This window comes from Streptomyces sp. PH10-H1 (assembly GCF_030063355.1).
Classification (GTDB): domain Bacteria; phylum Actinomycetota; class Actinomycetes; order Streptomycetales; family Streptomycetaceae; genus Actinacidiphila.
Genome location: NZ_JASISZ010000010.1, coordinates 121,063 through 147,011, shown reverse-complemented (window position 1 = coordinate 147,011; position 25,949 = coordinate 121,063). Strand labels below are relative to the sequence as shown.

At 69.7% G+C, this 25,949-nt stretch carries 36 protein-coding genes and 1 pseudogene; 10 read left to right on the top strand and 27 right to left on the bottom strand.

What is annotated here, in order from left to right; translation table 11 throughout:
• Window positions 1–160: 160 nt before the first annotated feature.
• The 21 genes from QMK24_RS09685 to QMK24_RS41740 form a co-directional block, all read right to left on the bottom strand.
• Window positions 161–529 (bottom strand): hypothetical protein, encoded by a 369-nt coding sequence (locus QMK24_RS09685; protein WP_283464939.1) that lies wholly within the window; start codon window positions 527–529, stop codon window positions 161–163.
• Between the two features lie 174 nt (window positions 530–703).
• On the bottom strand, window positions 704–1,285 hold the full coding sequence (locus QMK24_RS09680) for a hypothetical protein (RefSeq protein WP_283464938.1): 582 nt from the start codon (window positions 1,283–1,285) through the stop codon (window positions 704–706).
• Complete coding sequence (locus QMK24_RS41745) at window positions 1,203–1,451, bottom strand: helix-turn-helix domain-containing protein (protein WP_502989142.1); 249 nt, start codon at window positions 1,449–1,451, stop codon at window positions 1,203–1,205. Before QMK24_RS41745 ends, QMK24_RS09680 begins: the two co-directional genes overlap by 83 nt.
• Before the next feature lie 317 nt (window positions 1,452–1,768).
• A complete protein-coding gene (locus QMK24_RS09675) occupies window positions 1,769–2,164 on the bottom strand; it encodes a hypothetical protein (RefSeq protein ID WP_283464937.1) in 396 nt (131 codons plus the stop codon).
• The gene (locus QMK24_RS09670) at window positions 2,161–2,397 is read right to left on the bottom strand and encodes a hypothetical protein (protein ID WP_283464936.1); all 237 of its coding nucleotides are present in this window, start codon (window positions 2,395–2,397) and stop codon (window positions 2,161–2,163) included. The genes QMK24_RS09675 and QMK24_RS09670 overlap by 4 nt, the downstream gene beginning before the upstream one ends.
• Window position 2,398: 1 nt before the next feature.
• Window positions 2,399–3,007: a hypothetical protein gene (locus tag QMK24_RS09665; protein ID WP_283464935.1), complete on the bottom strand. Its 609-nt coding sequence runs from the start codon at window positions 3,005–3,007 to the stop codon at window positions 2,399–2,401.
• Window positions 3,004–3,339: a hypothetical protein gene (locus QMK24_RS09660; protein ID WP_283464934.1), complete on the bottom strand. Its 336-nt coding sequence runs from the start codon at window positions 3,337–3,339 to the stop codon at window positions 3,004–3,006. The genes QMK24_RS09665 and QMK24_RS09660 overlap by 4 nt, the downstream gene beginning before the upstream one ends.
• A 10-nt stretch (window positions 3,340–3,349) precedes the next feature.
• The gene (locus QMK24_RS09655) at window positions 3,350–3,550 is read right to left on the bottom strand and encodes a hypothetical protein (RefSeq protein WP_283464933.1); all 201 of its coding nucleotides are present in this window, start codon (window positions 3,548–3,550) and stop codon (window positions 3,350–3,352) included.
• An 18-nt stretch (window positions 3,551–3,568) separates the two neighbouring features.
• A complete protein-coding gene (locus QMK24_RS09650) occupies window positions 3,569–3,817 on the bottom strand; it encodes a hypothetical protein (RefSeq protein WP_283464931.1) in 249 nt (82 codons plus the stop codon).
• 3 nt (window positions 3,818–3,820) lie between these two features.
• Window positions 3,821–4,300, bottom strand: a complete 480-nt coding sequence (locus QMK24_RS09645) for a hypothetical protein (RefSeq protein WP_283464929.1) — start codon at window positions 4,298–4,300, stop codon at window positions 3,821–3,823.
• Between the two features lie 45 nt (window positions 4,301–4,345).
• On the bottom strand, window positions 4,346–4,570 hold the full coding sequence (locus QMK24_RS09640) for a hypothetical protein (protein WP_283464927.1): 225 nt from the start codon (window positions 4,568–4,570) through the stop codon (window positions 4,346–4,348).
• A gap of 71 nt (window positions 4,571–4,641) precedes the next feature.
• Window positions 4,642–5,007: a hypothetical protein gene (locus tag QMK24_RS09635; protein ID WP_283464926.1), complete on the bottom strand. Its 366-nt coding sequence runs from the start codon at window positions 5,005–5,007 to the stop codon at window positions 4,642–4,644.
• Window positions 5,008–5,078: 71 nt separating this feature from the next.
• On the bottom strand, window positions 5,079–5,366 hold the full coding sequence (locus QMK24_RS09630) for a hypothetical protein (RefSeq protein ID WP_283464925.1): 288 nt from the start codon (window positions 5,364–5,366) through the stop codon (window positions 5,079–5,081).
• A gap of 11 nt (window positions 5,367–5,377) precedes the next feature.
• Window positions 5,378–5,827: a hypothetical protein gene (locus QMK24_RS09625; protein WP_283464924.1), complete on the bottom strand. Its 450-nt coding sequence runs from the start codon at window positions 5,825–5,827 to the stop codon at window positions 5,378–5,380.
• A gap of 16 nt (window positions 5,828–5,843) precedes the next feature.
• Window positions 5,844–8,144, bottom strand: a complete 2,301-nt coding sequence (locus QMK24_RS09620) for a hypothetical protein (protein WP_283464922.1) — start codon at window positions 8,142–8,144, stop codon at window positions 5,844–5,846.
• Window positions 8,141–8,389, bottom strand: coding sequence for a hypothetical protein (locus QMK24_RS09615; protein WP_283464921.1), 249 nt, complete (start codon window positions 8,387–8,389; stop codon window positions 8,141–8,143). The genes QMK24_RS09620 and QMK24_RS09615 overlap by 4 nt, the downstream gene beginning before the upstream one ends.
• Window positions 8,390–8,520: 131 nt before the next feature.
• On the bottom strand, window positions 8,521–9,018 hold the full coding sequence (locus tag QMK24_RS09610; RefSeq protein ID WP_283464920.1) for a hypothetical protein: 498 nt from the start codon (window positions 9,016–9,018) through the stop codon (window positions 8,521–8,523).
• Window positions 9,015–9,533, bottom strand: coding sequence for a hypothetical protein (locus QMK24_RS09605; RefSeq protein ID WP_283464919.1), 519 nt, complete (start codon window positions 9,531–9,533; stop codon window positions 9,015–9,017). Before QMK24_RS09605 ends, QMK24_RS09610 begins: the two co-directional genes overlap by 4 nt.
• Window positions 9,530–10,096 carry a hypothetical protein gene (locus QMK24_RS09600; protein ID WP_283464918.1) on the bottom strand — a complete coding sequence of 189 codons (567 nt, stop codon included), beginning with the start codon at window positions 10,094–10,096 and terminating at the stop codon, window positions 9,530–9,532. The genes QMK24_RS09605 and QMK24_RS09600 overlap by 4 nt, the downstream gene beginning before the upstream one ends.
• Before the next feature lie 136 nt (window positions 10,097–10,232).
• Complete coding sequence (locus QMK24_RS09595; RefSeq protein WP_283464917.1) at window positions 10,233–10,433, bottom strand: hypothetical protein; 201 nt, start codon at window positions 10,431–10,433, stop codon at window positions 10,233–10,235.
• On the bottom strand, window positions 10,430–10,651 hold the full coding sequence (locus tag QMK24_RS41740; RefSeq protein WP_502989141.1) for a helix-turn-helix domain-containing protein: 222 nt from the start codon (window positions 10,649–10,651) through the stop codon (window positions 10,430–10,432). Before QMK24_RS41740 ends, QMK24_RS09595 begins: the two co-directional genes overlap by 4 nt.
• A gap of 112 nt (window positions 10,652–10,763) precedes the next feature.
• Between QMK24_RS41740 and QMK24_RS09590 the strand changes: the two genes are divergently transcribed.
• Window positions 10,764–11,492, top strand: a complete 729-nt coding sequence (locus QMK24_RS09590; RefSeq protein ID WP_283464916.1) for a helix-turn-helix domain-containing protein — start codon at window positions 10,764–10,766, stop codon at window positions 11,490–11,492.
• Between the two features lie 5 nt (window positions 11,493–11,497).
• On the opposite strand, the gene QMK24_RS09585 is transcribed toward QMK24_RS09590, so the two are convergent.
• Window positions 11,498–13,156: a recombinase family protein gene (locus QMK24_RS09585; RefSeq protein WP_283464915.1), complete on the bottom strand. Its 1,659-nt coding sequence runs from the start codon at window positions 13,154–13,156 to the stop codon at window positions 11,498–11,500.
• Window positions 13,157–13,195: 39 nt separating this feature from the next.
• Window positions 13,196–13,288, bottom strand: a pseudogene (locus tag QMK24_RS09580) (magnesium chelatase domain-containing protein); the annotation flags it as partial.
• Window positions 13,289–13,363: 75 nt separating this feature from the next.
• Between QMK24_RS09580 and QMK24_RS09575 the strand changes: the two are divergent.
• The 4 genes from QMK24_RS09575 to QMK24_RS09560 are packed head-to-tail and all read left to right on the top strand — an operon-like array spanning window position 13,364 to window position 19,234.
• Entirely contained in the window at window positions 13,364–14,902 is a 1,539-nt protein-coding gene (locus tag QMK24_RS09575; RefSeq protein WP_283464914.1) for a site-specific integrase, read from the top strand.
• Window positions 14,899–16,650 carry a hypothetical protein gene (locus QMK24_RS09570; protein ID WP_283464913.1) on the top strand — a complete coding sequence of 584 codons (1,752 nt, stop codon included), beginning with the start codon at window positions 14,899–14,901 and terminating at the stop codon, window positions 16,648–16,650. Before QMK24_RS09575 ends, QMK24_RS09570 begins: the two co-directional genes overlap by 4 nt.
• Window positions 16,647–18,803 (top strand): integrase, encoded by a 2,157-nt coding sequence (locus QMK24_RS09565; protein WP_283464912.1) that lies wholly within the window; start codon window positions 16,647–16,649, stop codon window positions 18,801–18,803. The genes QMK24_RS09570 and QMK24_RS09565 overlap by 4 nt, the downstream gene beginning before the upstream one ends.
• Window positions 18,800–19,234 (top strand): hypothetical protein, encoded by a 435-nt coding sequence (locus tag QMK24_RS09560; RefSeq protein ID WP_283464911.1) that lies wholly within the window; start codon window positions 18,800–18,802, stop codon window positions 19,232–19,234. Before QMK24_RS09565 ends, QMK24_RS09560 begins: the two co-directional genes overlap by 4 nt.
• Window positions 19,235–19,336: 102 nt before the next feature.
• Here QMK24_RS09560 and QMK24_RS09555 read toward each other — a convergent pair whose 3' ends face one another.
• Genes QMK24_RS09555 through QMK24_RS09545 form a run of 3 tightly spaced genes read right to left on the bottom strand, consistent with a single transcriptional unit; the run spans window position 19,337 to window position 21,863 of the window.
• On the bottom strand, window positions 19,337–20,134 hold the full coding sequence (locus QMK24_RS09555; protein ID WP_283464910.1) for a WbqC family protein: 798 nt from the start codon (window positions 20,132–20,134) through the stop codon (window positions 19,337–19,339).
• Window positions 20,076–20,744, bottom strand: a complete 669-nt coding sequence (locus QMK24_RS09550) for a YdcF family protein (protein ID WP_283464909.1) — start codon at window positions 20,742–20,744, stop codon at window positions 20,076–20,078. The genes QMK24_RS09555 and QMK24_RS09550 overlap by 59 nt, the downstream gene beginning before the upstream one ends.
• A gap of 15 nt (window positions 20,745–20,759) precedes the next feature.
• Entirely contained in the window at window positions 20,760–21,863 is a 1,104-nt protein-coding gene (locus QMK24_RS09545; protein WP_283464908.1) for a helix-turn-helix domain-containing protein, read from the bottom strand.
• A 190-nt stretch (window positions 21,864–22,053) separates the two neighbouring features.
• On the opposite strand from QMK24_RS09545, the gene QMK24_RS09540 reads away from it, so the two are divergent.
• The 5 genes from QMK24_RS09540 to QMK24_RS09520 are packed head-to-tail and all read left to right on the top strand — an operon-like array spanning window position 22,054 to window position 25,094.
• Window positions 22,054–22,497: a hypothetical protein gene (locus QMK24_RS09540; protein ID WP_283464906.1), complete on the top strand. Its 444-nt coding sequence runs from the start codon at window positions 22,054–22,056 to the stop codon at window positions 22,495–22,497.
• Entirely contained in the window at window positions 22,494–22,904 is a 411-nt protein-coding gene (locus QMK24_RS09535) for an ATP-binding protein (RefSeq protein ID WP_349307814.1), read from the top strand. Before QMK24_RS09540 ends, QMK24_RS09535 begins: the two co-directional genes overlap by 4 nt.
• Window positions 22,898–23,383: a hypothetical protein gene (locus QMK24_RS09530; protein WP_283464905.1), complete on the top strand. Its 486-nt coding sequence runs from the start codon at window positions 22,898–22,900 to the stop codon at window positions 23,381–23,383. The genes QMK24_RS09535 and QMK24_RS09530 overlap by 7 nt, the downstream gene beginning before the upstream one ends.
• A gap of 41 nt (window positions 23,384–23,424) precedes the next feature.
• Entirely contained in the window at window positions 23,425–24,546 is a 1,122-nt protein-coding gene (locus tag QMK24_RS09525; RefSeq protein WP_283464904.1) for an NAD-binding protein, read from the top strand.
• Window positions 24,543–25,094 (top strand): NUDIX hydrolase, encoded by a 552-nt coding sequence (locus QMK24_RS09520; protein WP_349307815.1) that lies wholly within the window; start codon window positions 24,543–24,545, stop codon window positions 25,092–25,094. Before QMK24_RS09525 ends, QMK24_RS09520 begins: the two co-directional genes overlap by 4 nt.
• Before the next feature lie 240 nt (window positions 25,095–25,334).
• Here QMK24_RS09520 and QMK24_RS09515 read toward each other — a convergent pair whose 3' ends face one another.
• Window positions 25,335–25,880, bottom strand: a complete 546-nt coding sequence (locus QMK24_RS09515; RefSeq protein WP_283464902.1) for an SLOG family protein — start codon at window positions 25,878–25,880, stop codon at window positions 25,335–25,337.
• Between the last annotated feature and the right edge of the window lie 69 nt (window positions 25,881–25,949).

The window sequence follows — 25,949 nt, the reverse complement described above, 5'->3', positions numbered from 1 at the left end:
CCCCGCCGGCGACCATGCCGATCCCGGCGAGCTTCTTGAACGCCCCGCCGATACGCGACGAGGACGCCTCACCCTCGGCGGCGGCCTCCTTGAGACCCCGCTTGAACGGTTCGGTGACCGCACGGAGGACGATAAAGAGTTCGCCGATGTCGGACACAGGTCAGATCCCGTCCCGGACGAACTGGTCGAGCGTCATCGCCGGACGCGGCACCCACTTGTGCCGGCTGGTGTCCGTCGGCCAAAGGGCGTTGGTGAGCTGGGCCCGCAGCTCCTCCGGGGGCAGCTCCCACATCTTGGCGCCGTCGCCGGCCGGTGCGGGTATCGCCCCGGCGGGCGAGTCGATGACACCCGGCGAAGGCCGCGACTCCCTGACCTCGCCGCCCTTGCCCTTCTTCTCCTTGACCTTCTTGTTCTTCGTCTTGGGCTTGGATGCCGATTCGGCGGCGTCGTAGTACACCTCGTGTAGCGGAGTGCGGCGCAGTCCTAGGATCGCGGCGCCGCGCATCTCGCTGAATTCCTCGTCGTTCATCAGGTCCTCCTTGCGGTACGGATGTACGGGTCGGGCGCGCGGCCACCGGGGCGCAGGCGGGTCCTAGCGGAAGGAGGAGACCGCGGTCACCCTGCTCGCCGCCTTCGATCGCCTCCGCGCTGGAACCCACGGAGCGTGACGTTGACGCCCCGGTGGCCGTGCGGGTCTTGGGGGTCATAGCAGCTGTTGGTTGTGGAGGATCGCCCGCAGCAGCTGGTCGCCCTCGAACCGGTTGCGGACGTTGCTCGCGGGAGCCGGTGCGGGGTGCTGCAGGTCGATGAGGCCGGCGGCAACAGCCGCGCTGTGCCCGTCCTGCCGCGCCTGAGTGAGGCTCTGCTCGGCGGCAAGGGCCTCACGCATCACCTGCCGCACGGCATCAAGCGCCGCGGAGACTTCGGCCATGAGGCGCTGCACATCGTCCTGCGAGGCGGCCTCTCGGGCGCGGGCCTCGTCGTACAGCCCGGCGGCCTGCTCGCGCTGCTCCCGGTCACGGGTGGCCTGCTGCTCGGCGCGGCGGTGCTCCTCCAGGGCGGCGAGCCCGGCCGCCAGCGCCGTCGCGTGCGCCTGGCTTATCAAGAGCGGCTCCCGGACCTCATCTGCCCGGCCCTTGGCCTCCGCGGCCCGTTCGAAGTCCTGGTTCTCGACGGCCTCACGCTGGTCGGCCTCTGCCGTCTCAAGCTGCAGGCGCAGCTCTGCCGCCGTCTGCTGCGCGTGCGCGTGCTGCTCGGCCAGCGTCGGCGCGGTCAGAGTCTTCATGCCGGTTGCTCCTCGATCGGGCGCGATAGGCCCGGACGTCACCGAGGTCGACAAGCCAAACGGCGCGGTCCGTCCGGCGGCCACGGATCTTCCCCGTGGCTGCAAGGCGACGCACCCACTCGGGCGACACCCCGGCGACGGCCGCAGCCTGCGCAGTGGTCACCATCTCCTGGTGTTCCGAGAGTGACGGGAGTTGGGCAGGCGGAAGAAACGGGGCAGTTGGGACTGCGGAAGCTTTCCGTGTCTCCATGCGCCGGTGCTGGGCTGCGGCATCCCGGGAGGCCATCAGCAGCGCAAGGATCGCCCGGGACAACTGGGGGGTCCGGCAATCCGCTGGGGGCAACGTCCCACGCGTGAACGCGGCAAACACCTCGAGCGCGGCAGCGAGCTCGGCCGCCAGCTCCCCGGGGACGAACAGCAGTCCGCCGGGGAGCACGGTCGGCGCCGGCCGGTCATCCCGTGGCATGCCCGCGTGCGCGTCGCTCATCGGTCCCGGTCCTCCTCGCGCACGGTCCCGAGGAACAGCGCCGCCCAGCGCGTGGCGGAGGCCCGCTCGGGGTGTTCGGGGGTCGTGATGTCGACGTCGAGCTTCCAGGCGTCGATGAAGATGGCGCGGGCCCTGTCGACAGCACGGCGACTTCTGCCGATGATCTCGAGCACGCCCGCGTTGCGGACGCTCAGCGCGAACGCAGTCACCACTGCGAGGTCTTCCACCCGAAGGCCATCGGCGACGTCGACACACACCCGTCCGCCGTCCTTGATCCCGGGCAGGTTGGTCGCTGCTGCGTCGCGGCCGGTCAAGTCGAGCTTCTGCCGGTACGGGCCGCGAAGGCCGCGCACGGCGACGATGATCCGCGGATGCGTGCGCGGGCTGGTCATCGCTCGGCCTCCCACTGGCCCGCTGTGACTCCTGCGCGCCGCAGAGCGCCTACGAGATGATCCGGGACGGTCTGCTCAAGGACAGACACCACGATCGCGGAGAGGGCGGCCAGAGCCTCCTGCGCGGGTGTGTCGCCGAGGATCTGCTCTTGCGGTACGTCGAGACGCGCGAGGCGGGCGGTGACGAGCGCGATCGCCCCCTGAACCCCGGCGATGGTGAGGTGTTCGGTCATGTCACGCGCCTTCCGCTGCGAAGGTGGCGCCGGCAGCCCGCAGATGACGTGCGGCGGCCTGCCTGGCACGGACCGCGTCAGGACCCGTCAGGTGCAACTCGCCGAGGCCCGCATTCAGGGCGGCGATCAGCACCGTCGCCTGCCGCTCCGAGATCGTCATGAGCCGGGCATCGATGTTGAGTCTCGCGTAGCTGGCCAGGACGCTATTGGCCCGGTCCATGGCCCGCTCGAACAGCACGACCTCGCCACGGACCTGCTCGCTCGTGCCCTCGTACCGGGGCGACGCTAGACCGTCGAGCAGGGAATCCATCAAGGTCATCCATGCCATGACCCGGCCGGCGAACTGGGCGTAGGCGGTCAGCGGATCATGAATGGGGATGGCGCTGGGCGCGATCTTCTCGAACAAGGTGCGGGCCTCGACCTCGAGACGCTTCCGCTCGGCACTGATCACCTGGTTCTTCGTATTGCCACCGTGCAACTTGCAATACCCGGCGCCCGGGTGGCTGCTGCCCCATCCGGCGGGACGGGTGCAAAACCCTTCGCCCTGCCGCTTCTTCGCGCCGCACTTCGGCTTGCTGTCACGACCTTGTTGGCTGGCGACTGTTGTCATGATCCACCGCCCTGGTCGCCGGGCTGGAAGAGGTCCGCGAGGAGCGCCTGCTCCATGCCGTCGAGCTGCGATTCGACCAGCGGTGCGAGCGCAGTCCCGGCCCGCTCGCAGAGGGCGACGAGGTTGAGGAGCGCGGCGGCGGACGGCGGGTTGGCGGTGGCGGTGAGGTCGCCGATGGCGGCCTGCGCCTTGTCTTTGCGGCGGATGAGTTCGGCGGCGACGTGCTTGAGCTGGGTGACGGAGTCGAGGCCGGGGGTGTGGCCGAGTTCGGTGAGGGCGTCGGCTGCGGACTGCAGGGGGTCGTGCGCACGGTCGGGGTCCGGGTGGTACATGGTGCTCCGTTCAGGCTGCGCTGAGCTGGGCGGCGGGGTGGGCGAGGACGTAGTACCTCCCGCATGGGCTGCGTCGGAGGCCGAGGCCGAGGTGCCGGTGCTGCGCGCCGCAGTGGGGGCAGCGCACGACGAGCTGCAGGGTGCCGGAGGTGACGAGGTCGGCGGCCGGGACGGTGGGCACGTCATTGCTGAGGCTGGTGTACGAGGTCACGGTGGGGGTCCGTTTCTGTCAGTGGCGGGCGGGGCGACCGGTAGGGGGCGGAACGACGGGGATGTCAGCGGCTTGTACGTCAGCAGCTTCAGCACTCTTAGTGCTGTCGCTTTGGCGCCGGTCGAGCTCGGCGAGCTTGGCCCGGTAGCGGGAGACGAGGCCGTACTGCCGTGCGGCGTTGAGGGCGACGCGGCGCTGCTTCGCGGCCTCGGTCCGGCGGCGCGCTTCCGCTATCCGCGCGGCGACGACGTCATCGACGGTGGTCACGGATCAGCCCTCCGACTCGGCAGCGATACGCCCGTCGAGGGCGACCGGCGGAAAGTTGGAGAAGGTGATGCACGACCCGGACATACCGGGCGAGGGGCACGCGCCGGGGCCGAAGCTGTAGTCGATCCAGGCTTTGCGGACGCGGTGCAGGGCGCGGAAGTATTCGGTGGCCGCGTTGGCGACGTACTGCGCGGCGGCCGGGCTGAGGGTGCTCTGCGTGACGGTGGTGTCGGCCATGTCGGCGTGCAGGTGGTCGAGGGCGTCCCACCAGTCGCGGAGGACGGCGAGGAGCTGCTCGACGAGTTCGGTGGCGCCTTCGTCGTTGTCGTCCTGGTCGGCGGCGTCGAGGTCGTCGGCGTCGAGCTGGTCGAGGGTGTCGCCGCAGATGTTCGCGGTGATCTCGTACTCGTCGGCGATGCGGCGCTCGGCCACGGCCAGGCCGTCGTCGGCGGTCGGTGTGCGGGTTTCGGATGCGGTGGTCACGGGTTCTCCTTCATGGTGCTCTGGGGGGTCGCAGGGGCGTTACGGCTACTGGGTTGAATCCGACGGTGCGAGGGCGAGCCCTATGGGCTGGGCGGTCTCGGTCCAGCCGTCGGTGCGGAGGATCTCGTTGAAGATGTCGGCGGCCTGGTCGCGGGTGATGGGCGTCAGGTCGTCGGTCCACTCGTCGATCAGGGCGTGCGCGCGGTCGAGGGGCCGCTCGTACAGTCGGCGGTGGTGCTCCTGTGCGGTTTCGTTCCTGGGGCTGTTCACTCCGACCTCCGGTTCGTGGTCTGCTGGACGGGTGCCGGCCCCGGTTCCCGCGGGGCCGGCTTCTGCGCGGGTCAGACGAACATGACGAGCTGCTCGCCGGCGCCCGTGGTGACCGTCGCCTTCCTCGTCGTGTCCGGCTCGGGCGTGGGCGCGCCGTTCAATCGCTCGGCGAGCGCACGGATCTCGTCGCGAACCTCGCTGGCGCGGTCGTGGCGGTCGAGCGTGGTCCCACAGCCCTCGCACATGCCCCGCTTCCCGTCCTCGCACAGCAAGGGCTCGCCGTTCCGGAGACGTCCTCGGTGGGTCGGGCAGACGATGGTCTGGTCGAAGTGCAGTCCCGGCGCCTTCAGCGTCCAGACCTTCAGGTCGATTCGGAGGCTGCGGAGTTGCTCACGGCTGGCCTTCTTGTCGTCACTGGTCATCCGGGTAGATGTCACGGGCTTCTCCTTCGAGTGGATGCTGGTGGTGGCCGGCCCCGGTTGGAGCGGGACCGGCTTCGCCGTGCGGGTCAGGTGCGCACGGGTTTGCCGTAGCACTCCTCGGCGTCATCGAGGGCAGCCTTGCGGTGGTCGGGGCAGGCCCTGAAGGTCGCGCCGGCGGCGTTCGGCTCGGCCAAGTGGTGTTCGGTGAAGAGGTTCAGCTCGTCGGTGGCGGGAGCGGTGCAGCCGGTGCCGTCGCAGGTGAAGGCCCCGGGTCGGGACGGGAAGACGAAGAGTGCGAAGCCCTGCTCGTTGATGTCCTTCTCGATAGCGGCGCGGGCTTGGTCCTCAGCGGCGAGTTGATCAATGGCGGTCATGGCGGTCTCCTTCAGTTGAGGTTGTGGATCTGGTTGGCACGCAGCTGCGCGGCCACGGCGGGGTCGACGATCTCGATGGCGTCGACGAGGAGCAGCGGCCAGAACACGGGGCGGCCGGCGGGTCCGGTGAGGATGACGATGTCCTGGGAGCCGTCGGCGGGAACGTCCCTGCCGACGGCCTCGGTGAGCACCGCGGTGGGCACGGTCTTGGGGACGATGACGACCGCGGCGGTCTCGATGATCAGATCGCAGGCCAGGAGGGTGAGCGCGTGGCCGGTGTGCAGCACCGTGCCGGTGCCGTTGTCGAGGTAGGCGTTCCAGTCCGGGATGTCACAGAGCCGGTGGGCGAAGGACGTGAGGGCGTCGGGCGGGACGGTGATGACGTAGCTGTCGCGGTCGGCAATGTGGTCGGCGATGCGCTTGACGGCCTGCGGACGGGTGGGGGACAGGGTGAGAGTCATGGTCTGTTCCTTCGGCTCAGATGGCATCGGCGAAGTAGTCGTCGGGGTCTTCGAGGGGCGCGTCCCACAGGTCGCCGTCGTCGGCGGGCGGTTCTGGCACCGGCGACGGCCCTGCCTGCGGTTCTACTTGGCACGAAGTGTGGGAACCGTCCCCGTGACTGCTGTCAGAAATGCGACTTTCTGAGTTCTCTAGCTCCTTTATTTGGGGGGTTGGGGGATGGGAACCAACACTTCGTGCCAAGGGGACGGACCCGGCCGCGATCTTGAGGTCGTCCATCCGCTTGGCCCGCAACACCTTCGTGATCAGCCCGGCCTCCTCGCCGAGGTTCCACGGGTTGGACGTCGGAAAGCCCGACTCCTCGCTGTCTGCGGCTTCCTCGGTTCGAGGGCACTGGGTCATGTCCAAGACCTCCATGTCCTCAAGGGCTCGGCGTGCGACGTGACGGTGAAGGCCGGTGGTTGCGCTCAACGTCGAGACCGTCATCTGTTCGCCGTTGGCCAGCTGCTCCAGCACCCTCAGGCGTGCCTGAGGCAGCGTGTCCAGCGCGCACTTCCGTGCGAGCGCGACGGCGTGCTCGACGGGCTCGCCGAGGGCGATGAGCGACTTCGCCAACGCGACGATCTGGCCGGTGACCCGGCCCGGTTCCTCGATCACCGGTACGCCGTCGATTTCGCGGCGCCCGTAGGCATGGCGGGGTACTGCGGCACGTCCGAGGCACGTCAGCGAGGCTGCGTCTTCGAGCGCGTCGTAGGTCTCGTCGTCCAGCTCGATCTCCCGCACGGTGCCTCGGGCGGCGTACACCAGTGCGGTGGCCGTGCGCCGGGCTTCCTCCTGCTTGGCCTTGAGGTCGGTCATCCGGCGGCGCTTCCGCTGGACGGCCTTCTTGTGCTCGGCATCCGTGTCTGCGGTGCGGCAGTACAGCCAGCGGGGCCCGAGCGCGTCGGAGTGTGAGGAGAAGTTGTCGATGGCCGGCGTGACGGCGGCAAGAAGCGTGAGTCGACCGCGCCAGACGAGCGGGTCCGGGGTGTTACCTACCTCCCGGTTGACCTCGCCGTCATAGGCGCGGCGCAGGAGGGAGAAGAGGACGTCTCGGCCGCCACGATCGGAGCTTGCCAGGATGGTGGAGAAGTCGCTGATGGAGACGAAGGCGCGGGAGCCGACGCGGGTGAGGATTCCCGTTGGCCTCGGGTTCTTGCCTTGGGTCCAGGACAGCAGGGCGGGGCCGGTGATGTCGTCGACGTGCTCCTCGGTGACGTCGTCGAGGAGTCCCACCGCTTCGGTCTTGCCGCCCGATGGCGGGCCGACGATCATGCCCCAGAGAGGATCGCCGTCCAGGGCCGAGGAGACCCCGGCGGCCAGGGCGAAGCGAATGTGCGCGGGGTCCTCAAGATGGAGGTACTCGCCGATTTGGTCGAACAGCCTGGCGTACAGCTGTTCTATGCTCTCGCCGGTCTGGAGAGGCGCGAGCTTTGGCCTTGGCGGTGAGGATGGCGCCGTCGGCGTCTGGCCGTCGGCGGGGGCCAGTACGTCGACCAGTTCGTCCAGGGTGTACCCGGCGGCCAAGTGGTCGGAGAGGTCCGAGTGCTCAGCCTGAACGAGTCCTTGGACGATGCGGACGCTGGCGGCCTTGCCGAGGAGATCGCGGTACGCGGCGGCGGCGTGTGCGCGGCCTGCTTCGTCGTTGTCCTGGACGATGACGACGTGCGCGCCCTTGAGGGTGTCTCCGTACTCCGGCTTCCACTTGGTGCGCTGCCCCTCGCGGGCGGCTCCGTCGAAATTGCAGGTAGCCGTGACGCCGGCCCGCTCGGCAGCCTTGACGTCTTTCTCGCCCTCGGGGAGGTAGACCGGCTCGCCCTTCTCGATGGCGGCCAGCACACGGGGCAACCGGAACAGGGGCCTCTCTTCGAGGCCCTTCAAGCTGTAGCTGCGTTTTCCGCCGGTCAGCGGCCGGTAGATACTGAAGTCCTTGTCGCGGCCGTCCTTGCCGGGCTCCTTGCGCTCCTTGACGAACAGCACGGCACCGCGCTGGTTCTCGTACTCGTAGGAGTCGACGACGACGTACTTCTGCGGGCGCCCGCGTGGCTTGGGCTTCTCGTCGAACAGGTCGGACATGTTGAGCCCGATGGCGGCGACGATGTCCTCGGTGGCGCACCCGACCTGGCAGCAGAGAAGCACCTTGCCGCCGTCGTAGTTGATGCTCATGGACGGTGTGCGGTCATCATGGCCGCTGCACTGCCCGACGTAGCCGGAACCGGACTGGCGCGAGAGGTATCCATGGTCCCGGTGGGCATTCAGGAAGCGCTCCAGAGCGGTCACTCGGTTGTCTCCGTTGCGCTGATCAGTTCGTTGACGATGGCCACTGCCCGCGCCATGGCTGCGGCATCACGTCGCCGCCGGAGGGCGATACGTGCAAGCGCAGCGACGGCGAGAATGTTCGGGTCATCCCCGCCGGCTCCGTGATGGCAATCGGCGAGGGCGGCGTCGAGCTTGGCCACGAACTCGGCGAGCTGGCGGTCATCGAGCTGGGTGATGCGGCCGACGGCCGCGTCGAGGTCGTGCATGACGTCGTCCTGATCGCGAGGGCGAGGGAGAGGGCGTGGCGGTCGTGGTGACCGCCCCTCGCGGGGTTGGTTGAAGCGGGAGCCCGCCGCCCCGCGCACGCCAAGGTCGGCGCTGGCGCAACGGCGGGCGGTCACAGCTGGCCGCCGTTGCGCCAGTTGGCGCTGCCGGGGTGGCCGTGGGCGATGAGCCCCAGCTCGCGCTCGTCAGAGATCCACGGGAAGTCGGACCAGCTGCGCGCCCACCCGTCCGGGAACGGCTCAGGGGCGGGCAGTTCGAGCTGCTGCGCGATCTGCGGGAGCGGGCTGAGCGTGGCGTCGTGCAGACCGCGCTCCACGGTCGCGACCCACAGGCCGTGCCCCTCGATCCCGCCGCACGCCCGTTCCGCCCAGTACTCGCAGTCGTCGTACGTCCGGCCGGTGCCCGCGGTCAAAGACTCGGCCACCAGGTTGCCGTCAGCCCAGTACCGGCCGTCCGGTCCCACGAATGTTCCGCGTGCCCGCACGCTGCCCATCAGGTACAGCGGGCCGGCTGATCCGAGGTACCGCAGCCCGGTCTCAAGGGCCAGCACGGCGAGACTGTCGTTGGTGATGTCGACGCAGGCGGCGGTGAACCGCTCCCGGGCCGTCACAGGCCGTCCTGCTGTTCGTCGCCGTACAGGTCCTGCCGGAGCTGCTCCTCGAGAAGGTTCAGCGCCTCGGCCGTCATGGGCTCCGTCGTGCGCAGGGTCTGCAGGAGGGCGACGCGGTGCACGAGGAGCCGCAGCTCCTTCACCGCCCGCCACAGTTCGGCGGAATCGACCGTTACGGATCCCCGTGCGGATACGGCGATCTGCGCCAGGTGGTCGAGGTCCCCGTCCCGCAGGTAGCTGGACTCGGCGGTGATCGCGTCGTGGTGAAGAGCTTCGTCCTGCTCGCGGCGGTGTTCGCAGAAGTGCACGAACAGCAGCGAGTCGAGGGCCCGTTCGCGCTGGCCGGGGTCGAGCTGATCCCAGGCGCCCCGACCCGGGGCCGACGCCGGGAAGCCCTCGGGACAGGTGTTGCGCATCTTCGTCAGGGCCTGCTCGAAGAGGGCATCAAAGCCGCCGTCATCGGACGCGTAGCGCTGGTGCAGGGTGATGTGGTCGAAGTCGTCGAAGGCCGTCACAGGTTCACCTCGTGGACGGTGAGCCCGCGAGTGTCGACGACGTACTCGGCTTCCTGGCGCCCGTTGTAGGCGCACAGCAGTGCTTCCGGCGGGGCGAGCAGGGTGTAGACGCGGCCGGGCGGTCGACCGCCGGAGCCAGCGGCAAACCGTTCCGCGACTGCGCGGTCCGTGGTCCAGGACCAGTCGGTACGGCGCTCGGGTACGGTGCCGCGCCAGAGCAGGACCGGGTGGTCGGGGCGGTCCGCGGGGATCCCGTCGACCGTGAAGCCGGCGACCTTGAACAGCCAGCGCCAATCGTCACGGTCGAGGTGCCGGTCGGGGAATTCCGCGCCGGACCAGATACCACCGATCAGCGCGGTGACGGTGTCGGCCTTGATCTTGTCGTCGTCGTACATCTCGAGCAACAGTTCCGGGCCGGAGTTCCGGCCTTCCCTGCCGACCAAGTAGCTGAACTCGCCGGTGGTCAGCCGGTCGGCGGCCAGCAGCTGCTCGTAGTCGTACCGCGGCACGACCTGCCGGGTCAGACCGGTGGCCACCGGCGGGGGGATCGTGGGAGACTTCATGTGCTGAGTCCGTTTCTGTAGTGCAGGCCCCGGGTCGCTGGCGAGCGATTGAGCCCGGGGCTTCTGCATGTGGGTGAGGCGATGGCCCCTGCCGCGTTGGTGCGCTAACACCGGCGGTCTGGTGGGGGCCGCTTCGTTATGCGGCGTCGGATGCGGCGGCCGGACTGGGCCGGAGCAGGATCCGCAACTGGTCTCTCTGGGCCTGGGTGAACGGCGGGGCCTTGTCGACGAGCGCCCTGATGCGCATCCACTGCGCTGCGTCGCCGGTGTCACCGCGCTCGAGAGCCTCGGCGGCCATCCGGTCCTCGTAACGCATCTGGCCCGGCTCGGCGCTCATGCGGCAGGCGCCTGCATATATGGAGCGAGTAGCTCTTCGATGTCTGCCAAGCCGTAAGCCCGTGCGACTCGAGATAGGGCCTCAACGCTTAGGCCCGCGAGTCCCCGCTCCACTTTGGACAGGTGGGACATATCCATTGAGGCTTTGGCTGCCGCCTCGTTGAGCGTCCACCCCCGTGCGATCCGCAAGGCGCGGAGGGGCGAAAGTTGGCCTGACATACATGTCGGGTAGCGAGCATGTGTGTTCATGGCGCTGATCCTGGCATGGATTGGAACGACATGCAAGGGTGTCCGGTACCCAACGCCAGTGTTGGCTGCTAGATTTTTGGGCGTGACCGCCAACGCGAATGACCGCAACCTCCCCGAAGAGGTATCGGCCCAGATTGACCGGGCCAACGACGACCGCCAGCTCCCCCCCATGAGCGCCGATGGCGTCGCCTCGTACAACCTGTTGCGCGCCCGAGAACTACGCGGGTGGACCCAGCAGGAGGCGGCGGTCCGAATCTCCGAAACGCTGGGCAAGCCATGGTCGATCGCCGTTTACGCGGCGGCCGAGCGCTCGCACCGGTCAGCCCGGGTCAAGGAGTTCAGCACCGATGAACTCGTCGCGATGTCGCGGGCCTTCCGGCTGCCGCTGACGTGGTGGTTTCTGCCCCCGGGCCCCTTCTCTACGATCACGCCTCGCAACGCTGGAGACGACGTCGCGATCAGCGGGGACGAACTCCTAGGGCTGCTGTTTCCTATCGACGGCGAGATGGTCACGGATCTACAGGGCCGCACTCAAGCGCTCTTCACCCAATTCGCCGCCCAGGGGCCGGCCCGCGACAGCACCGGCTCGTACCTCGCCTACGTGGCACGGCAAAATGCCACACTGCACGTTATGGCTGCAAGCGCCTTCAAGGCCGCGAACGTAGAGGACGCGCCTCGGGAACTTGAGGACATCGCGCGGCGGCTGAAGATCGCGCTAGGCGTCCTGACGTCGGACCTGCAGCATGACGGGCTACAAGTGACCGAAAACGACAGCAGCGCCGGTGAGGACGCCGGCGCTGCTGTCGAATGACGGCCTCAGCCTGCGACCTTCCATTCGATCGCGATGGTCTCTTCGTCGAAGTAGGACTCGCCACTGCCCGGCTTGAAGCCAGGCCGGCGACCACGCCGCGCAGGGTGAACCGTGACGGTCATGATGGCGGCGATGATGGCCCGCCGCTTATCCAGGTGGTACCCGGGCCATTGCTCGGCGATCTCCGGCGTACCGAGGGGTAGCGACGCCAGGACGGATGTGCGGGCGCGCGCCGTCATCTTCTCCTCGATCTTCTCGAGGCGTTTCCGCGTCAGCGCCGTTCCATCCAGCATCTGCTGACGGGTGATCCGGTCCTCGTCGTAGTCCTCCGTGTAGCCGTCCAGCTTGGCGCGTAGCGCGTTCGCGGTGGCTGCCAGGTCTTCCTGCGCCTCCTCGGCGGCCGGGGGTGGCAGAAGGAGATCTGCGGCGTCGAGCCGGGACAGGCGGGCGATCGCCATGCGCGTCACGTACTTGTCGAGCTCCGACGCTTCGCGCACGAAGTGCTTGCCGCTGCTGCAGCGGTACTTGGCCGCCCAGGATCGGGTCTTCAGCTTTTCGAGCCGCCCGGGATCCGCTCCGGATGCTGCCAGCTCCACGGCCCGCTCAGCGTTCCTGGCTGCCTTGGCGACCCCGCCAGTCCCACCCGTGGATCCCCGGGCGACCAGGCCGCAGTGGCACCTGTAGATGCCTGCCCCCATCCATACCCGGGCGTTGCCCGTGGTGGTGCGGCGCTCGGGGTTCTCAAGGATCGCCTTGGCGGCCCGCCACTTCTCCTCCGAGACCAATGGCGGCCAAGCCGCCCGGCCGACGATCTCGCCGTGGTGGTCGATGAGGCCGGCGTTCCGGGGGCGCAGCAGCATGACCCGGAGTTCGGTCGGCGCCCAGTCGCGGGACTCGGGCTCACCCCGCGTGCCGTCGGGCTGCTTGTAGCGGCGCGCCACGGTACGGACTCCGGCGGCCTTGAGGTCGCGACAGAGGGAGCGGAGGGAATCGCCGGCGATGATGCAGTCAATCGCCTGTTCGACGTGCCACGCCTCGGAGCCGGAGGCGTTGACGGCCTCAGCCTCGCAGGACTCGCACACCCGGTCGACGGTGAATCCCTGGGTGGCCCCGCAGCTGGGGCACAGGAGCGCCCGCGGGGTGACGCCATCGGCCTCGTACCCGAATGGCCGGGGGCCGCCGCGGAACTCGCCTTTGACCAGAGAGTCGGCCTTCGCTTCACGGACGCGTTCGCTGATCTGCTCGGACTCGTGCTGAGCATCCACCGCGGCTCGGAGAGCATCACGCCGGCCGTCCGCGGTGGACAGGTCGTAGCGGCCCTGCTTGACGGTCTCGACCTCAAGCTTCCTGTCGGTGATCAGCCGGAAGAACTCCAGCCCGTCGTCCAAGCGCCGGTAGAAGCGCGTGGGCGCCAGGGCGTAAGCGCCGTCGGCGAGCCCGTTCTCAAGGTAGGCGAGCATGGCGATGTAGTCGGGGCGGGGTTTGCCGGAGTAGGCCGAGCGGTCGTCGTCGGTGAAGACCGCGACGATCTCGTCACCGTTCTTCCGGGCGAGCTGGCGGCACTGTCTGTCCTGGCGGTCCACGCCGTTCTGGCGACCTTCCCGGTCGTCGCTGATCCGGCGGTAGATGACCATTCGGCGCGGCACCCGCGCGGGGATCTGCATGGGCCAAGGCTAAATCTAAAAGAGCTATTCGGATAGTCTTGACAGATCGAACCCGCTGCCGCTCTTGGGTACCGAGGCCGGACTGAGGCCGACCGTGAGCTTCTTCTGCGGCCAGGACTCGCCGCTGTTGATCATTTCCCTATTGAATGAGCGTGTTGAAGCCGTACAAGAGGGGTGCTTGCAGTGACGAGTTGGCGGGTGTTCTGGGTGCCACCGGACAGGCTGAGGGGCGGGCTGCGGCCGTCGGTGCTGGAGGGGTGGGAGGCCTTGGCGGTGCGGGAGACGGCGGCGGGGGTACGCGCGGGCGACCCGATCTTCCTGTCGCCGGACTTCCGTGTAGATCCGTTGTTGGGTCTGTACGGGCAGTCGCCGAAGTTCCGCAACTACGAGCCGGAGACCAAGCGGAATTACGCGACGGATATCGCGCTGCTTTTGACGCATCTGTGGGCGCGCGGGAAATCGTGGGTGGAGACGGTCCCGCGCGATCTGGAGGATTACGAGGACTGGCGGCGGTTCGCGCCGGAGAATCCTTCCCAAATCGGTGGGTCGAAATGGGACCGGGAGCTGGCCGCGTTCTTGGGTCTGTTCAAGTGGGCGGACAGGGCGGGGTGGGTCGCCACGAACCCGGTGACGATGCGGCAGGTGGTGACGGCCCGCGGCGAGGTGGTGAAGGTCCCTGATGCGAGGGCGAAGAACGCCCGGTCGGCGAACGTGCACTGGCTCACTCCGCGGACGTGGCGGCTGTGGGTGGATGTGGGCCTGCGCGGTCACGGCCGGGACGGGGTGCCGGAGCTGGGCTGGGTGGGTCGGCTGGAGGACCGCAATGTGGCGTTCGTCCGGCTGCTGGTTTCCTCGGGGCTGCGGCGGCTGGAAGGCGGGTCGCTGCTGACCTTCGAGATCCCCAGGATTCCGCTGTCGGGCGGCCGTTACTGCCACGGGAAGGTGGCCGCGCAGGTGACGCGGTCGAAGACGGCGCGGACGTACTACGCGTCGAGCGGGGCGGTCGGCGACATCGAGAGTTATATGGAGTCGTCGCGGGCCTGGGCGATCAGCAAGGCCCAGGCGGCGGGCCGCTACGAGCGGCTGCCTCAGATGCGGCTGGTCACCGAGGTCGGCGGTGGGCTGAAGCCCAAGGTCCGCTGGTGCGATCTGGACGGCGTCGTCGGCGAGCGGGAGCTGGACAAGCTGACGTGGCAGGAGCGGATGCTGCTGTTCACCGAGGGGCCGGGCGGGCCGGAGCCGTTGTGGCTGTGGCTGAACGAGCAGGGCCTGCCGTTCCTTCCGCACTCGTGGGAGGGCGTGTTCCGCGCCGCCAACAAGCGGTGCGAACGGGTGCTGACGCCGCCTGAGCATCTGCGGATGGACCCGCACAAGGTCTACGCGCCCTATGCGACCGTGCACTCCGCTCGGCACTCGTTCGCGTTGTTCATGCTGGTGGTGCTGAACGCGATCATGGACCGCCGCTATGGGCTGACGCCGGAGGAGAGGCGTGATTTCCGTCTGCTCTACGGCGATCCGTGGTTCATGGTCCAGGGCCTGTTGGGGCACGCAAACCGGGAGACAACGGTCAAGCATTACCTCGCGCCGGTGAGGAATCTGCAGCTGGAGTCGATGCTGGCGTCCTCCGCGGAGCCGGTGGACGCGATGCTGCCGGATCTGGACGGGGTGTTCGCGCGGGTGGCACGGGACGCCGAGGGCATCCAGGACATCGACGTCCGGATGACGCCGACGACGAGGGCGGCGTGAGCCGCCGCGGGCGCAAGGCCGTGCTGCCTGCGGCCGGCCATGCCCGCCCCGAGCGGCTTCAGCCCGATGGCCTGGTGGTTCGGCACTTCAACATGGCGGGCCGGGTCAAGGAGTACGACTTTTCGACGCTGCCGGTCGTCGAACCGGTGCAGCGGTTCCTGGCGGTTCTGTTCGCCGCCCGCTGCGAGCCGAACCGGTGGAGCGTCCACAAGTCGTCGAAGTCGGTCTGGGAGAAGGTGGAGGGGTTCGCGATATTCCTGGCCGCGCAGGCGGAGCCGCCGCAGCGGGTGGAGGACTTCACGGCCGCGCTGATCGAACGGTTCTGGCTGACGATGGCCTCGACGGGCTCGAACCGGGCCGGGTTCCGCACGGTGTGCTCGCTGTTGTTGGACGACGAGCGGTTGCAGAGCGGGCCGGTGGCCGACGCGCTGGCCCGCCGTGTTCCGGCGCACAAGAGCACGCGGCAGTCCTACAGCACCGCGGAGTTCGATGAGATCAAGCTGGTGGCCCGGCGGACGTTCCGGTCGGCTCTGCTGCGGATCGAGGACAACGCCCGCCACCTGGAACGCTTCCATGCCGGGCAGTTCACGCCGGGAAGTACGCAGTGGGTGGTCGGGGAGGCCCTGGAGCTGATCGCCCGCGACGGCGGTCTGCCGCGCATCGAGGGGCCGAGCGGTCAGCCCTACATCGCCAAGAAGTACCGCAAGGCGCTCGGCGGGCAGGCCACGGAGGTGACCTGGCAGCGGCTGTTCCTGTCGCGGTCGGAGGCGGCCGCGTTGGGGGTGCTGCTGCTTGGGGAGTACGGGTGGAACCTGTCGGTGATCGAGCGGGCGGAGGTTCCGCGGGCCACCCCGGATCCGGGCGGGGACGACGGGAAGCTGACTTACCGCATCCCGGTGGAGAAGCACCGTCGCGGAGGCGGCGACTGGTATGAGACGGAGAACGTCACCGATCACGGGGCCGGCACGCCGGGACGGCTGATCACGGAGGCGCTGGCGGCCACCCGGTTCGCCCGGGCGGCGGTGGAGAGACTGGCGCCGGGCACCGACCTGCTGATGGTCTCCCGCACCGGGCGGGTGGGCAAGGAGAGCGCGGACGGAGACCGGCACCCGTCCGTCGGCCCGTTCTACTTCGGCCTCAGCCACGACGATGTGAAGTGGTGGACGCAGAAGGTGGGGCTGGGCGGCTCGCCGTTCCAGCGCGGGCGGCGCACGGTCCGCGCGCTCGATCGCCGCGAGCCGGCCCAGCATTCCCAGGAGACGCACGACCGCGTCTACGTCCTGCCGGACAAGAACGTGCAGGAAGCGGCCGTCGCGGTGATCGCCGGCGGCGCCGAGGAGGCCGTGGAGGTGGCTCGCAAGGCGGTCCTGGTCGCGGAGTTGCGCGACGAGCCCGATCCGCGGGACGCCGAGACCGCGACCGCCGACTGCGCGGATGCCGATGCGAGCCCGTGGCCCGCGCCCGGCGGGGGTTGCGGGGCGTCGTTTCTGCTGTGTCTGGCCTGCCGCAATGCCCATGTCCACCCCGGCCACCACCCCCGCCTCGCCCTGCTGCACCAGGGCCTGGAGGGCCAGAGGTCGGTGCTGGCACCGCCGGTCTGGCGGCGCGACTGGGGTGATCACCACGCCCGTCTGGAGGACCTGAAACGGCGGATCGGACCGGGCGGGTGGGCCCACGCCCTGGACCGGGTCACCGACACCGACCGCACCGTCATCGGCCATCTGCTTTCTGGAGAACTCAACCCGTGACCACCGCCGTTGAACTGGACCGCTACCGGATGCCGCTGCCCGGCCCCGGCACGCCCGTCATTCCCGAGGACCGTGTCGTGGCCCTGCATGCTCACCTCAACACCCACTACAGCGCGGCGAAGTGGCCGCTGGCACCGCTGATCGACAATCCCGCCACGTCTCTGCGCGTGATCGAGTGGTCCAAGTGCCCGGTCTCGCTGCGCGAGGAGATGCGGCTGGTGACCTGGACGCTGCTGAACGGCGAACTGCGGCCGACGTTCGTGAAGGAACGCCGCTCGCGCCGATCGCGGCTCGGCCCCGACGCCACCTGGCAGGCGGTGCAGGAATGGTTCCGCATGGCCGGCTGGCTGGGCGAACGCGGCATCCGCAGCCTGGCCGAGTGCGATGCCGCTGTGCTGCACGACTACGGCGTGAAGGTGCGCGATTCCGGCGTCAGCCGCAGTCGGGTGGTCAAGCTGCTGGGCTTCGTGACACGGATGTGGGCGTTCGACCAGCTCAGCGCACGTCCGACGGGAATCGAGCGACCACCGTGGGACGAGACGGGCATCGACGACTACCTGCCTTCGGAGAAGGGCGGCGGCGGGGAGAACTCGCGCGAGCCGCTGGCGACGCAGACGATGGGACCGCTGCTGATCTGGGCGATGCGGACGGTCGACGACTTCGCCGACGACATCCTGGCCGCCTGGGAGGAGGCGAGGAGGCTGGCCGAGGCCGCCCGCACGACCGCCGCCACGACCGCCGGGCGGGCAGCCCTGCACGCCTACCTCGTCCCGATCATCGAGGACGGGGCGCCGGTGCCGGCCAGCTGGAACCGCGGCGAACTGTGCTTCGCACGCTCCTACGTCGGCGGCCTCACCGGCGCCTCCGAGCGGCAGGTCGACACGGCGATCAAGCGTTACGGCCTGACGAAGGCGGCGGGGATGCGTCCCGGGGCATGTCCGCTTGACCGCCCGGTCACCGGCCGCATCGCCGGAGTCCCCTGGCGAACGGCGATCGACTTCTCCGAGGCCGCCTCGTTGATGCGAAACCTGGGTACGGCATCTTTCATAGTCTGTGCATATTTGACTGGTATGCGCCCCGAGGAGGTGCTGGGGATGCGGTCCGGCTGCTGCCCGGACCCGCAGCCGGACGAGGACGGCAACGTGGGGCGGCACCTGATCCGCAGCGTCCACTACAAGACCGTCACCGACGGCGAGGGCAACTACCTGGCCGGCGGCACGGAGCGCGAGGTCCCCTGGGTGGCGATCACCCCGGTGGTCAACGCGATCCGGGTCCTGGAGCGCATGGTTCCGGCCGGTCACCTGCTGTTCGACCACGACGCCCACGACGCCCTCTACGGGCTCCGCCCGAGCACCCGCGGCGCCCTGAGGGCCCAGGGAATGCGCCAGCGCATCGAGGACTTCGCGACCTGGGCGAACACCGAGGCCGAGGCCCAGGGGCTGCCCGCCGAGGTGATCCCGCCCGACCCGCACGGCAACATCGGCACCGCGCGTTTCCGCCGGTCCCTGGCCTGGCACATCGCCCGCCGTCCCGGCGGGCTGGTCGCCCTCGCCATTCAGTACGGCCACATCCGCACCGCGTTGAACACCGACGTCTCCGGGGGTTATGGCACCCGCAGCCGCGGCGGCATCCACGACGTGCTCGCGCTGGAGACGGCGCTGGCGACCGCCGAGACGGCAGCCGACCTGCACGAGCAGTTCGAGACCGGCGGCGGCATCTCCGGCCCGTCGGCTCGCCGGGCCCTGGTGGAGGCGGCCACCAGCCGCCGGTTCGAGGGCCGCGAGATCAAGACCGATTTCGCCCGCAAGTATGCCGCCGCCCAGCGTTATCTCGCCCGGGACGGCGCCGTGCTCTATGACAATCCGAACGCATTGTTGCTCTGCCTCTACAAGCAGGACCGGGCCCTCTGCCAGCGTGACGGCGTCGGCGCGGAGGCCCCGACGCTGGACCGGTGTGTCCCCGGCTGCGGGAACACCGTCCGCACCGACGAGCACGCGGCCCGGCTGCGGGAGCGGGCCGAGCACATCGACAAGCAGGCGGCGCACACCCCCCAGCCGATCGGCGACCGGCTCCGGGCCAACGCCGACAAACTCCGTTCCTTCGCTGACGAACACGACGAGACCCGCTTCACCCGCCAGGAGACTCCCGCATGAGCCCCGCCCTCGATGAACGTGATCGCATCCGCGCGGCGATGGACCGCATCCTGGCCGGGAGTCCGGAGCACTCCACCGGGGCCTTGACCATCGTCGCGCTGGCCCAGGAGGCCCAGGTCCCCCGCAACGCGCTCACCCAACGGCACCTGGACCTGCGCAACGACTTCTACGACAGGGTCCGCGAGCGCGGGCAGACGCCGGACGCCGAGAAGCGACTGCGCAAGCAGATCGTCAAGCTCAAGGAACTGCGGACCGCTGATGCCGAGGAGCTGGCCCAGTTGCGCGAGGACGTCCAGGGTCTGGTCCGCACCGTCAATCAGCTGGCCTTGGAGAACCAGCAGTTGCGGACCGAGCTCACCGCGCCGCGCGGCCGCCTGCGGGTGCTGCCGGGACTGCCACAGCCCCCGGCCCCGCGCGGGCCGACCGGCTGAGCACGCACAGTCGTACGCACTTCGTCGCTCACGTCGTACGCGACTGGGTACGTATCTCTGTACTTCCCCCCTCGAGGAAAGGGGAAGTACAGAGAAACGTGCTCAAGCGGCGGGCCGCAGCTCGTGCTGGACGGCGGCGATGGCCCGCAGCCTGCTGGCCATGTCCTGTGGGCCCTTGTTCATCAGGGCCCACAGCGCGCTGATCTGGCGGCCGGAGTCCCACATGCCGCCGGCCGGGGTGCGAAACGGGGTGACGCCGATGCCGGCGGCGGCGAACAGGCCCGCGTCCAGGTATTTCATGCCGCCGGTCCCGCACAGATAGGACCTCGCGCCGGTGACGGCCGCGAGGTCGGCGAGCCTTTGCGAGCGTCCGGGCCGGGCGGACAGCTGGCTGCTGCGGAGGATCTGGCCCTTCCAGCCGAGCAGGTCCAGCAGGATGCGGGTGGACGCCTCGGCGACGGCCGCGGTCTTGCCGGTGGCTTCGAACAGGTCGAGGACCGGGTCCAGGGCCTGGTCGAGGGCGGCCCAGTGCGGGCTGGAGCGGTAGTGCTGGCGAAGCATCGCCGCAGTCCGCCGCCGGGCACGGTGCGGTTCGACGACCAGCGCGTCCCGGATGGTGGTCGGGCGGCCGGCGGGCAGGTGGGTGGGGATGGACAGCCACTGCCTGCGGTTCGGGTCGTCAAGGTCGGCCAGGCGGGTGCGCTGCTGGTAGTCGCGGCGGGTGAACTGGACGTCGTTCAGGACGATCCAGTAGTCCGCCGCGAACAGCTTGGCCAGGGTGGTCAGCCGCGGGAACAGGTTGGGCTGGTGGATCGCACACAGCCCGCCCGGGGCGGGGAGCTCAGGGTCCCAGGAGACGGCTGTCGAAGCCGGCAGCGAGGAGAGATTCGTACGCGGCATGCACGTCCTCCGGGACGTCCTGCTCGATGGCGAAACCGAGCTTCGGATACTCGATCACCCGCTGGAGGTCGCCGACGAGCATGTCCAGGACGAGTTTCTCGTCGCCGATGCTCTTGAGGTAGTCGTCGAACTCCAGTGGCTCCGAGGCACAGATGATCTCGACCTCGGGCCACAGCTTGCGGGCGGTGGCGAAGGATCGCCGCTCCATATAGGGCTTGGAGACCAGCAGCACACTCTTCGGTGTGATCCCGGCGGCGGCCAGCACCTCGCGGGAGAGGGTGATGTTCTGGCCGGTGTTCCCGGCGTTCGGCTCCAGCAGGATCGCCTCGGCGGGGACGCCGAGGTCGATGGCGTGCTCGCTGAAGTGCACGGCCTCTCCGCGCGGGAACACCTGGGCGGTGGTGGGGCTGTTGCCGCCGGTGAAGACCAGGTGCGGGAAGAGCCCGGCCCGATACAGCTCGGCGGAGAACGCCGCCACCCCCAGGTCGTGGCTGCCCAGGCCGATCGCCACGTCGGCGGTCCGGATCTCGTGGTGCATCTGGTGGTAGTCCCAGATCAGCTTCGCGTCGCGCCACTGGTCCTCGGTGATGGCCTGCTGGTTGTCCGTCACGCGTCTTCTCCCTGGTCACCGTCGCCGGGGCCCGGTCGGCCCCTCGCTCATGGCCTTGATGCCCTCGATACTGCGCAGTTGGTGCACGAGTCCGTACTGCGCGGCCACCTTGGCGGCATGGTCGAGGACGAGAAGTCCATCATCGCGGGTGTCCCGGTCGGAGAGCAGGATGTGACCGTGGGCGGTATCCAGTCGCACGCGTTGCATCGGTGAGTCCGTCATCCCGCTGCTGCGGGCGATGTCGATGAAGTGCAGCGCCCCGGTGAGGTCGCCGGCACCGCGGTGGGCAAGGGCGAGTTTCTGGTGGGCCACCGACCAATCGTCGGGCTCGGCCAGATCCTCGAACTCGCGGGTCGCCGCGGTCATGACGCGGGCCGCGTAGTCGTGGTTGCCATCCTTGCTCAGCGCGGTCCCCACCCACAGCCGGGCACGGGCCCGGTCACGGCGCGAGAGCCGGTCATCGACCGCGAGGGTCTCGTAGTTGCGGGCGGCGATCTCCAGCTTCCCGGACATCTCCGCGACCACCGCCAGCGACAGGTCGAGCTGGGCGACGCGGCGGGGGATGTCGAGCTGGGTGAAGACCGAGCGGGCCCCGGCATAGGAGTGCTGGGCCGACAGCGGCCCCAGCACGGCACCCTGGTCGCGCTGGAGGTCGCCGAGCAGGGCGGTGGAGCGGGCGAACAGATACAGGCCCTTGTCATCCAGTTCCGGCGGTCTCCAACGGTTGATCCACCGGGTCAGCAGGCTGGAGGCGAAGGTGAAGTTCTGGCGGGAGAGCGCGACCACGGTCCGGTCCAGGTCGTCGGTCCACGACTCGTAGTCCCACATCCGGGGCCCGCTGGTGGTGACCCGCCGCCCCGGGCCCGCGGCAGTGGCCCGGCCGCTCTCGGACAGCAGGGTCTCGAAACGCAGGTGGACGGCGGCGTCCGCGCGGGCGAGCGCGGTGTCGAGGATGGCCTGGGTGTCCGGGCGGGGTTCGGTGGCGGCGGCGAGCTTGTCCCACTTGGAGACGGTGCGGACGGCGACGCCCAGGTGATCGGCGAACACGCGGACGCTCATCCGCAGCGCGAGCCGCAGAGCATGGGCCTCCAGGCCGCTCCAGTGGTGCACGGTCGCCACGCGACACTCCCTTCCGAGAAGTCATCGAAGCACGGGGCACGCACGGCGGGGGACGCAAGTGCAACGGAAGTACAACACCCGGTCATTTCCCGTCCGTTGGATTGCCGCCACGCTCGATTGCAGGGGCCGAAGCCGCAGGCCACGGCCCCCCGCCCGCTCTTTGCCGACTTCCCCTTGGACGGTCTGAAGCATGGAACCCCTCACGGAGCATCGCCGCGTCAGCGGCCCGGTCGTCTATGGCTTCCTGCGACTGGTGAACGTCTCTGCCCCACGGGAGATCGCCCTGACCGCATCGCTGGCCGAGTACTGCCGACAGCACGAGCTGACGCTGTCCGGTGTCTTCACCGACCGCACGGCCACCGGAAGCCCGGCCTCGGCGGCGTTCACCGGGCTGCTGGACGTGCTCGCGCTGCCCGACACCTACGGCGTCGTGCTGCCTGCCGCCTCCCACCTGGGCCCCAAAGCGATAGCGGCCGAGCGGGAGAGGCGGATCGAAACGGTCGGGGCCCGGCTGCTGCTGGTCCGCGGCACCCGCCGGTCCCGCCCGGCCGGACACGGCCACTCCAGCCCTCCCGGCGGCCCCGCCCGCCGCCGGATGCCAGGACACGCCCCGGCCCTGGACGCCGAGACATGAGGCTCACCATGCCCGACCCCACCCAGCAGTACTTCACCGCGAAGCCCGAATCTGTCGGACAGGCCCGCGACTTCGCCCTGACCACCCTGGACTCCTGGGGGATGTCCGCCCGCGCCGAGGACATCCGGCTCTGCGTCTCGGAGCTGGCCTCCAACGCCGTCGTCCACGGCTCCGCCCCCGGTCACGGCTTCCTGGTCAAGCTCGAAGCCGACGACGACTTCGTACGCCTGGAAGTACACGACAGCCGCAATCACCGCCCCGAAGTCCGGCACCCTTCCGGCAGCGACCCGTCGGGCCGGGGCCTGCTGATCGTCGAGGAGTTCTCCGACGGCTGGGGAGTCGAGGACCGCCTGCCGTTCGGCAAGGTCGTCTGGTCCCGCTTCAAGGCCGGACAGACGCCGTGCTGACCCGCCCCGCGACGCTGGCCCCCGCCGCTTCCGGACCCGGTCCCCGGCTGCTGGTCTCGCTGGGGGCCTGGACCTGGCCGGGCACCGACCCGGCCGGGCAGAGCATCGCGCACATCCTGCTCGCCCACCCGCCCGGCCGCACCAGCCACGACACCGCCGAGGCGATCAAGGCCCGGATGCGCCACATCGCCGCATCGCTCGGCGGCCTGGACGCCGCCCGCGAGAGCATCCCGGACCTTCACGGACACCTGCAGGTCATCGGCGACCGGGTGCTGCTGCGGTTCGACGGCGCCCGCTACGGCCTGCGGCTGCCGACCCACCCGACCTGGACCGACCTCCTCACCGGCAGCGGCCGGGCGGTCCTCCTGCTCGGCCTGGATCCGCTTGCGCGGTCCGCCGGCGCCGCCCGCGTCGACACCTACCTGGACGCCGCCCTCGCCGCCGACCGGCTCCTGTTCGGACTTGCCCGCACCACCTGACCGCGCCATGCACACCCCGCACTGAGCGAGAGGGAACTGCCATGGAATCCTTCGAACGCGCCCGGCTGGACGCCTACTTCGCCAAGATCGCCGCCCAGTTCGCCCCCGACGAGCAGGCCGCGGCCTTCCTGGTCACCCACCTGCTGCCCGAGCGGCCCGGCTTCGTCCGCGCGGTCGCCTCCCTCGCGAAGCTGCGGGCGGTGCTGCCCAAGCCGAAGTCCATCAGCCCCGCCGCCCAGCGCGAGGTCGAGCGATGCGTCCCGGTCGACGCCCTGACCCGCGAGCTGTTCGCCGAGACCGACACCGCCCTGGACTACTTCGAGTCCCGGGCCGCCGGCGAACAGGTCGCCCTGCTGGACGTCGGCGGCTACTTCGCCCCGACCCTGGTCGACCTCCACGGCCGGTTCTCCGGCCAGATCGCCGGGGTGATCGAGGACACCGAGAACGGCCACCGCCGCTACGAGGACCTCGACAAACTGCCCTGCCCGGTCATCTCGGTGGCCCGCTCGCCGCTGAAGGACCCCGAGGACTTCCTGGTGGGCCAGTCCGTGGTCTTCTCCACCGAGGCCGTCATGCGCGGACGAGGCGACATCCTGCACGGGCGGCCCGCCCTGGTCATCGGCTTCGGAAAGCTCGGCTCCTCCATCGCCCGCCTTCTGCACGCCAAGGGCGTCCAGGTCACCGTCTTCGACATCGACCCCGTCCGCCGCACCCAGGCCCTCTCCCAGGGCTTCGCCGTCGCCCGCGACCGCGAGAGCGCGCTGACCGGGGCCGGGCTGGTGCTCTGCGCGACCGGCGCGGTCTCCCTGCACGGCGAGGACTTCCCGCACCTTCGCAACGGCGCCTACGTCGCCACCGTCACTTCCAGCGAGGACGAGCTGGAGCTGAACCGGCTCCCTGACGTCTACACCCGCACGATGGTCGGCGACCACGTCACCCGCTACCAGACCACCGGCCATTACTTCTATCTGGCGAACGGCGGCAACGCCGTGAACTTCCTGCACGGCGCCAGCGTTGGGCCGTTCATCTTCCTGGTCCAGGCCGAGATCCTCGCCGGGATCAGGATGCTCACCCGCGGAGACCTCGACCCCGGCATGCACGAGGTCTCCGCGGCCGACCGAGCCGCTATCGCGGCGACCTGGCTCTCCTACTTCAACAGGTGATCAACTTGCCCATCAGCACCGACCACATCCGCACCACCCTGGCCGCCTACCTCGACGAGCACCCCGAGGAGAAGCCGGACCTCGCCCCCGCGCTCGGCCTCCTGGACGCCGGGGCCGACCTGGTCTCGCGGAGCGAGTTCCGCGGGCATGCGACCGCCGGCGCGATCCTCGCCGGTCCCGATGGCCGGATCCTGCACATCCACCACCTCGTCACCGGCAAGTGGCTGCTGCCGGGCGGCCACCTGGAATCCTCCGACACCACCCTCCTGGACGCCGCTCTGCGCGAGCTCGCCGAGGAGACCGGCATCCCGGCCGACACCGTCACCCCTTCGAGTGACAGCCCGCTCCACATCGACATTCACCCCATCCCCGCCAACGACGCCAAGGGCGAGCCCGAGCACCGGCACATCGACTTCCGGTTCCTCTTCCGCACCGAGTCCGAAGTCGGACCGCTCCAGACCGAAGAGGTCGCCGACGCCGCCTGGCGCGAGATCGACAGCATCAGCGGCAACCGTCTCCGCCAGCGGATCGCCCAGGCTCTTCGCTGACGCTGTCCAGCTGGCCGTCCCCGCGATCTCCGTCCCCGCACGGCGCGGGGACGGCCTCAATCACCTTCACGACCAGACCACGCAAGGCGCCTCGCTTTCCTTGAACAGACTGGTCAGAGCGTTAAAGGAAAGTCCTTCCCGCCTCCCGGCCAGACCTGCGGATGGAAGCCACTCTTGAAGCGAAAGCCCCGGTGGACCGCTGGCCTCGGCCCATGTCGCCGGGGTCAAGCTATGCCCGGCTCAGGGCCGCGGGACGGCCTCGTCGGCGTCGCTCCGCGATCGCGCGGCAGCGTCCAATTCGGCCCGGAGCCGTCGCTGCCGGTCCGCGGGGAACATGCTCAGCTTCAGCCAGGAGCCGACCTGCACGTTCTCGCCCGGCACCAGCCACACCGGCAGCTGCTTGAGCAGCCCTCGCAGGCACATGTCCGAGGTCCCGCCGCTGGCCGGCGAGAAGTGGTCGTGGAAGGCGATGATCAGCCGCGGGCGCTCGTCCAGCAGCATGCGCGTGTTGCGCTCCGGTCCGGCCAGGCGCCAGTCGGCCGGGCGGGCTCGGCGCTCAGCCTTCCAGTCGACCGGATGGCACCGATGCCGTTCAGCCCCGAGGCCGTGTCGTTCGCACCAGGCGTGAGCTGCCGCATCGGCCCCGGTCGCCCGGCCCTCGATGGCCACCAGGCCCTCGCCATGCCGGGCGAGGAGGCGGTCCAGCACCACGTCCACCACGCCGGGCCACGGCCACCGGCGGCTCCCGCACACCAGGACCCGCGGCTCGTCCGGCACCAGTCCCATCGCCACACCTCGCTTCGGAGACAACAGCCTGCCAGATCCCACCGACATGCCGGGGCTGCTTGCTGCGGG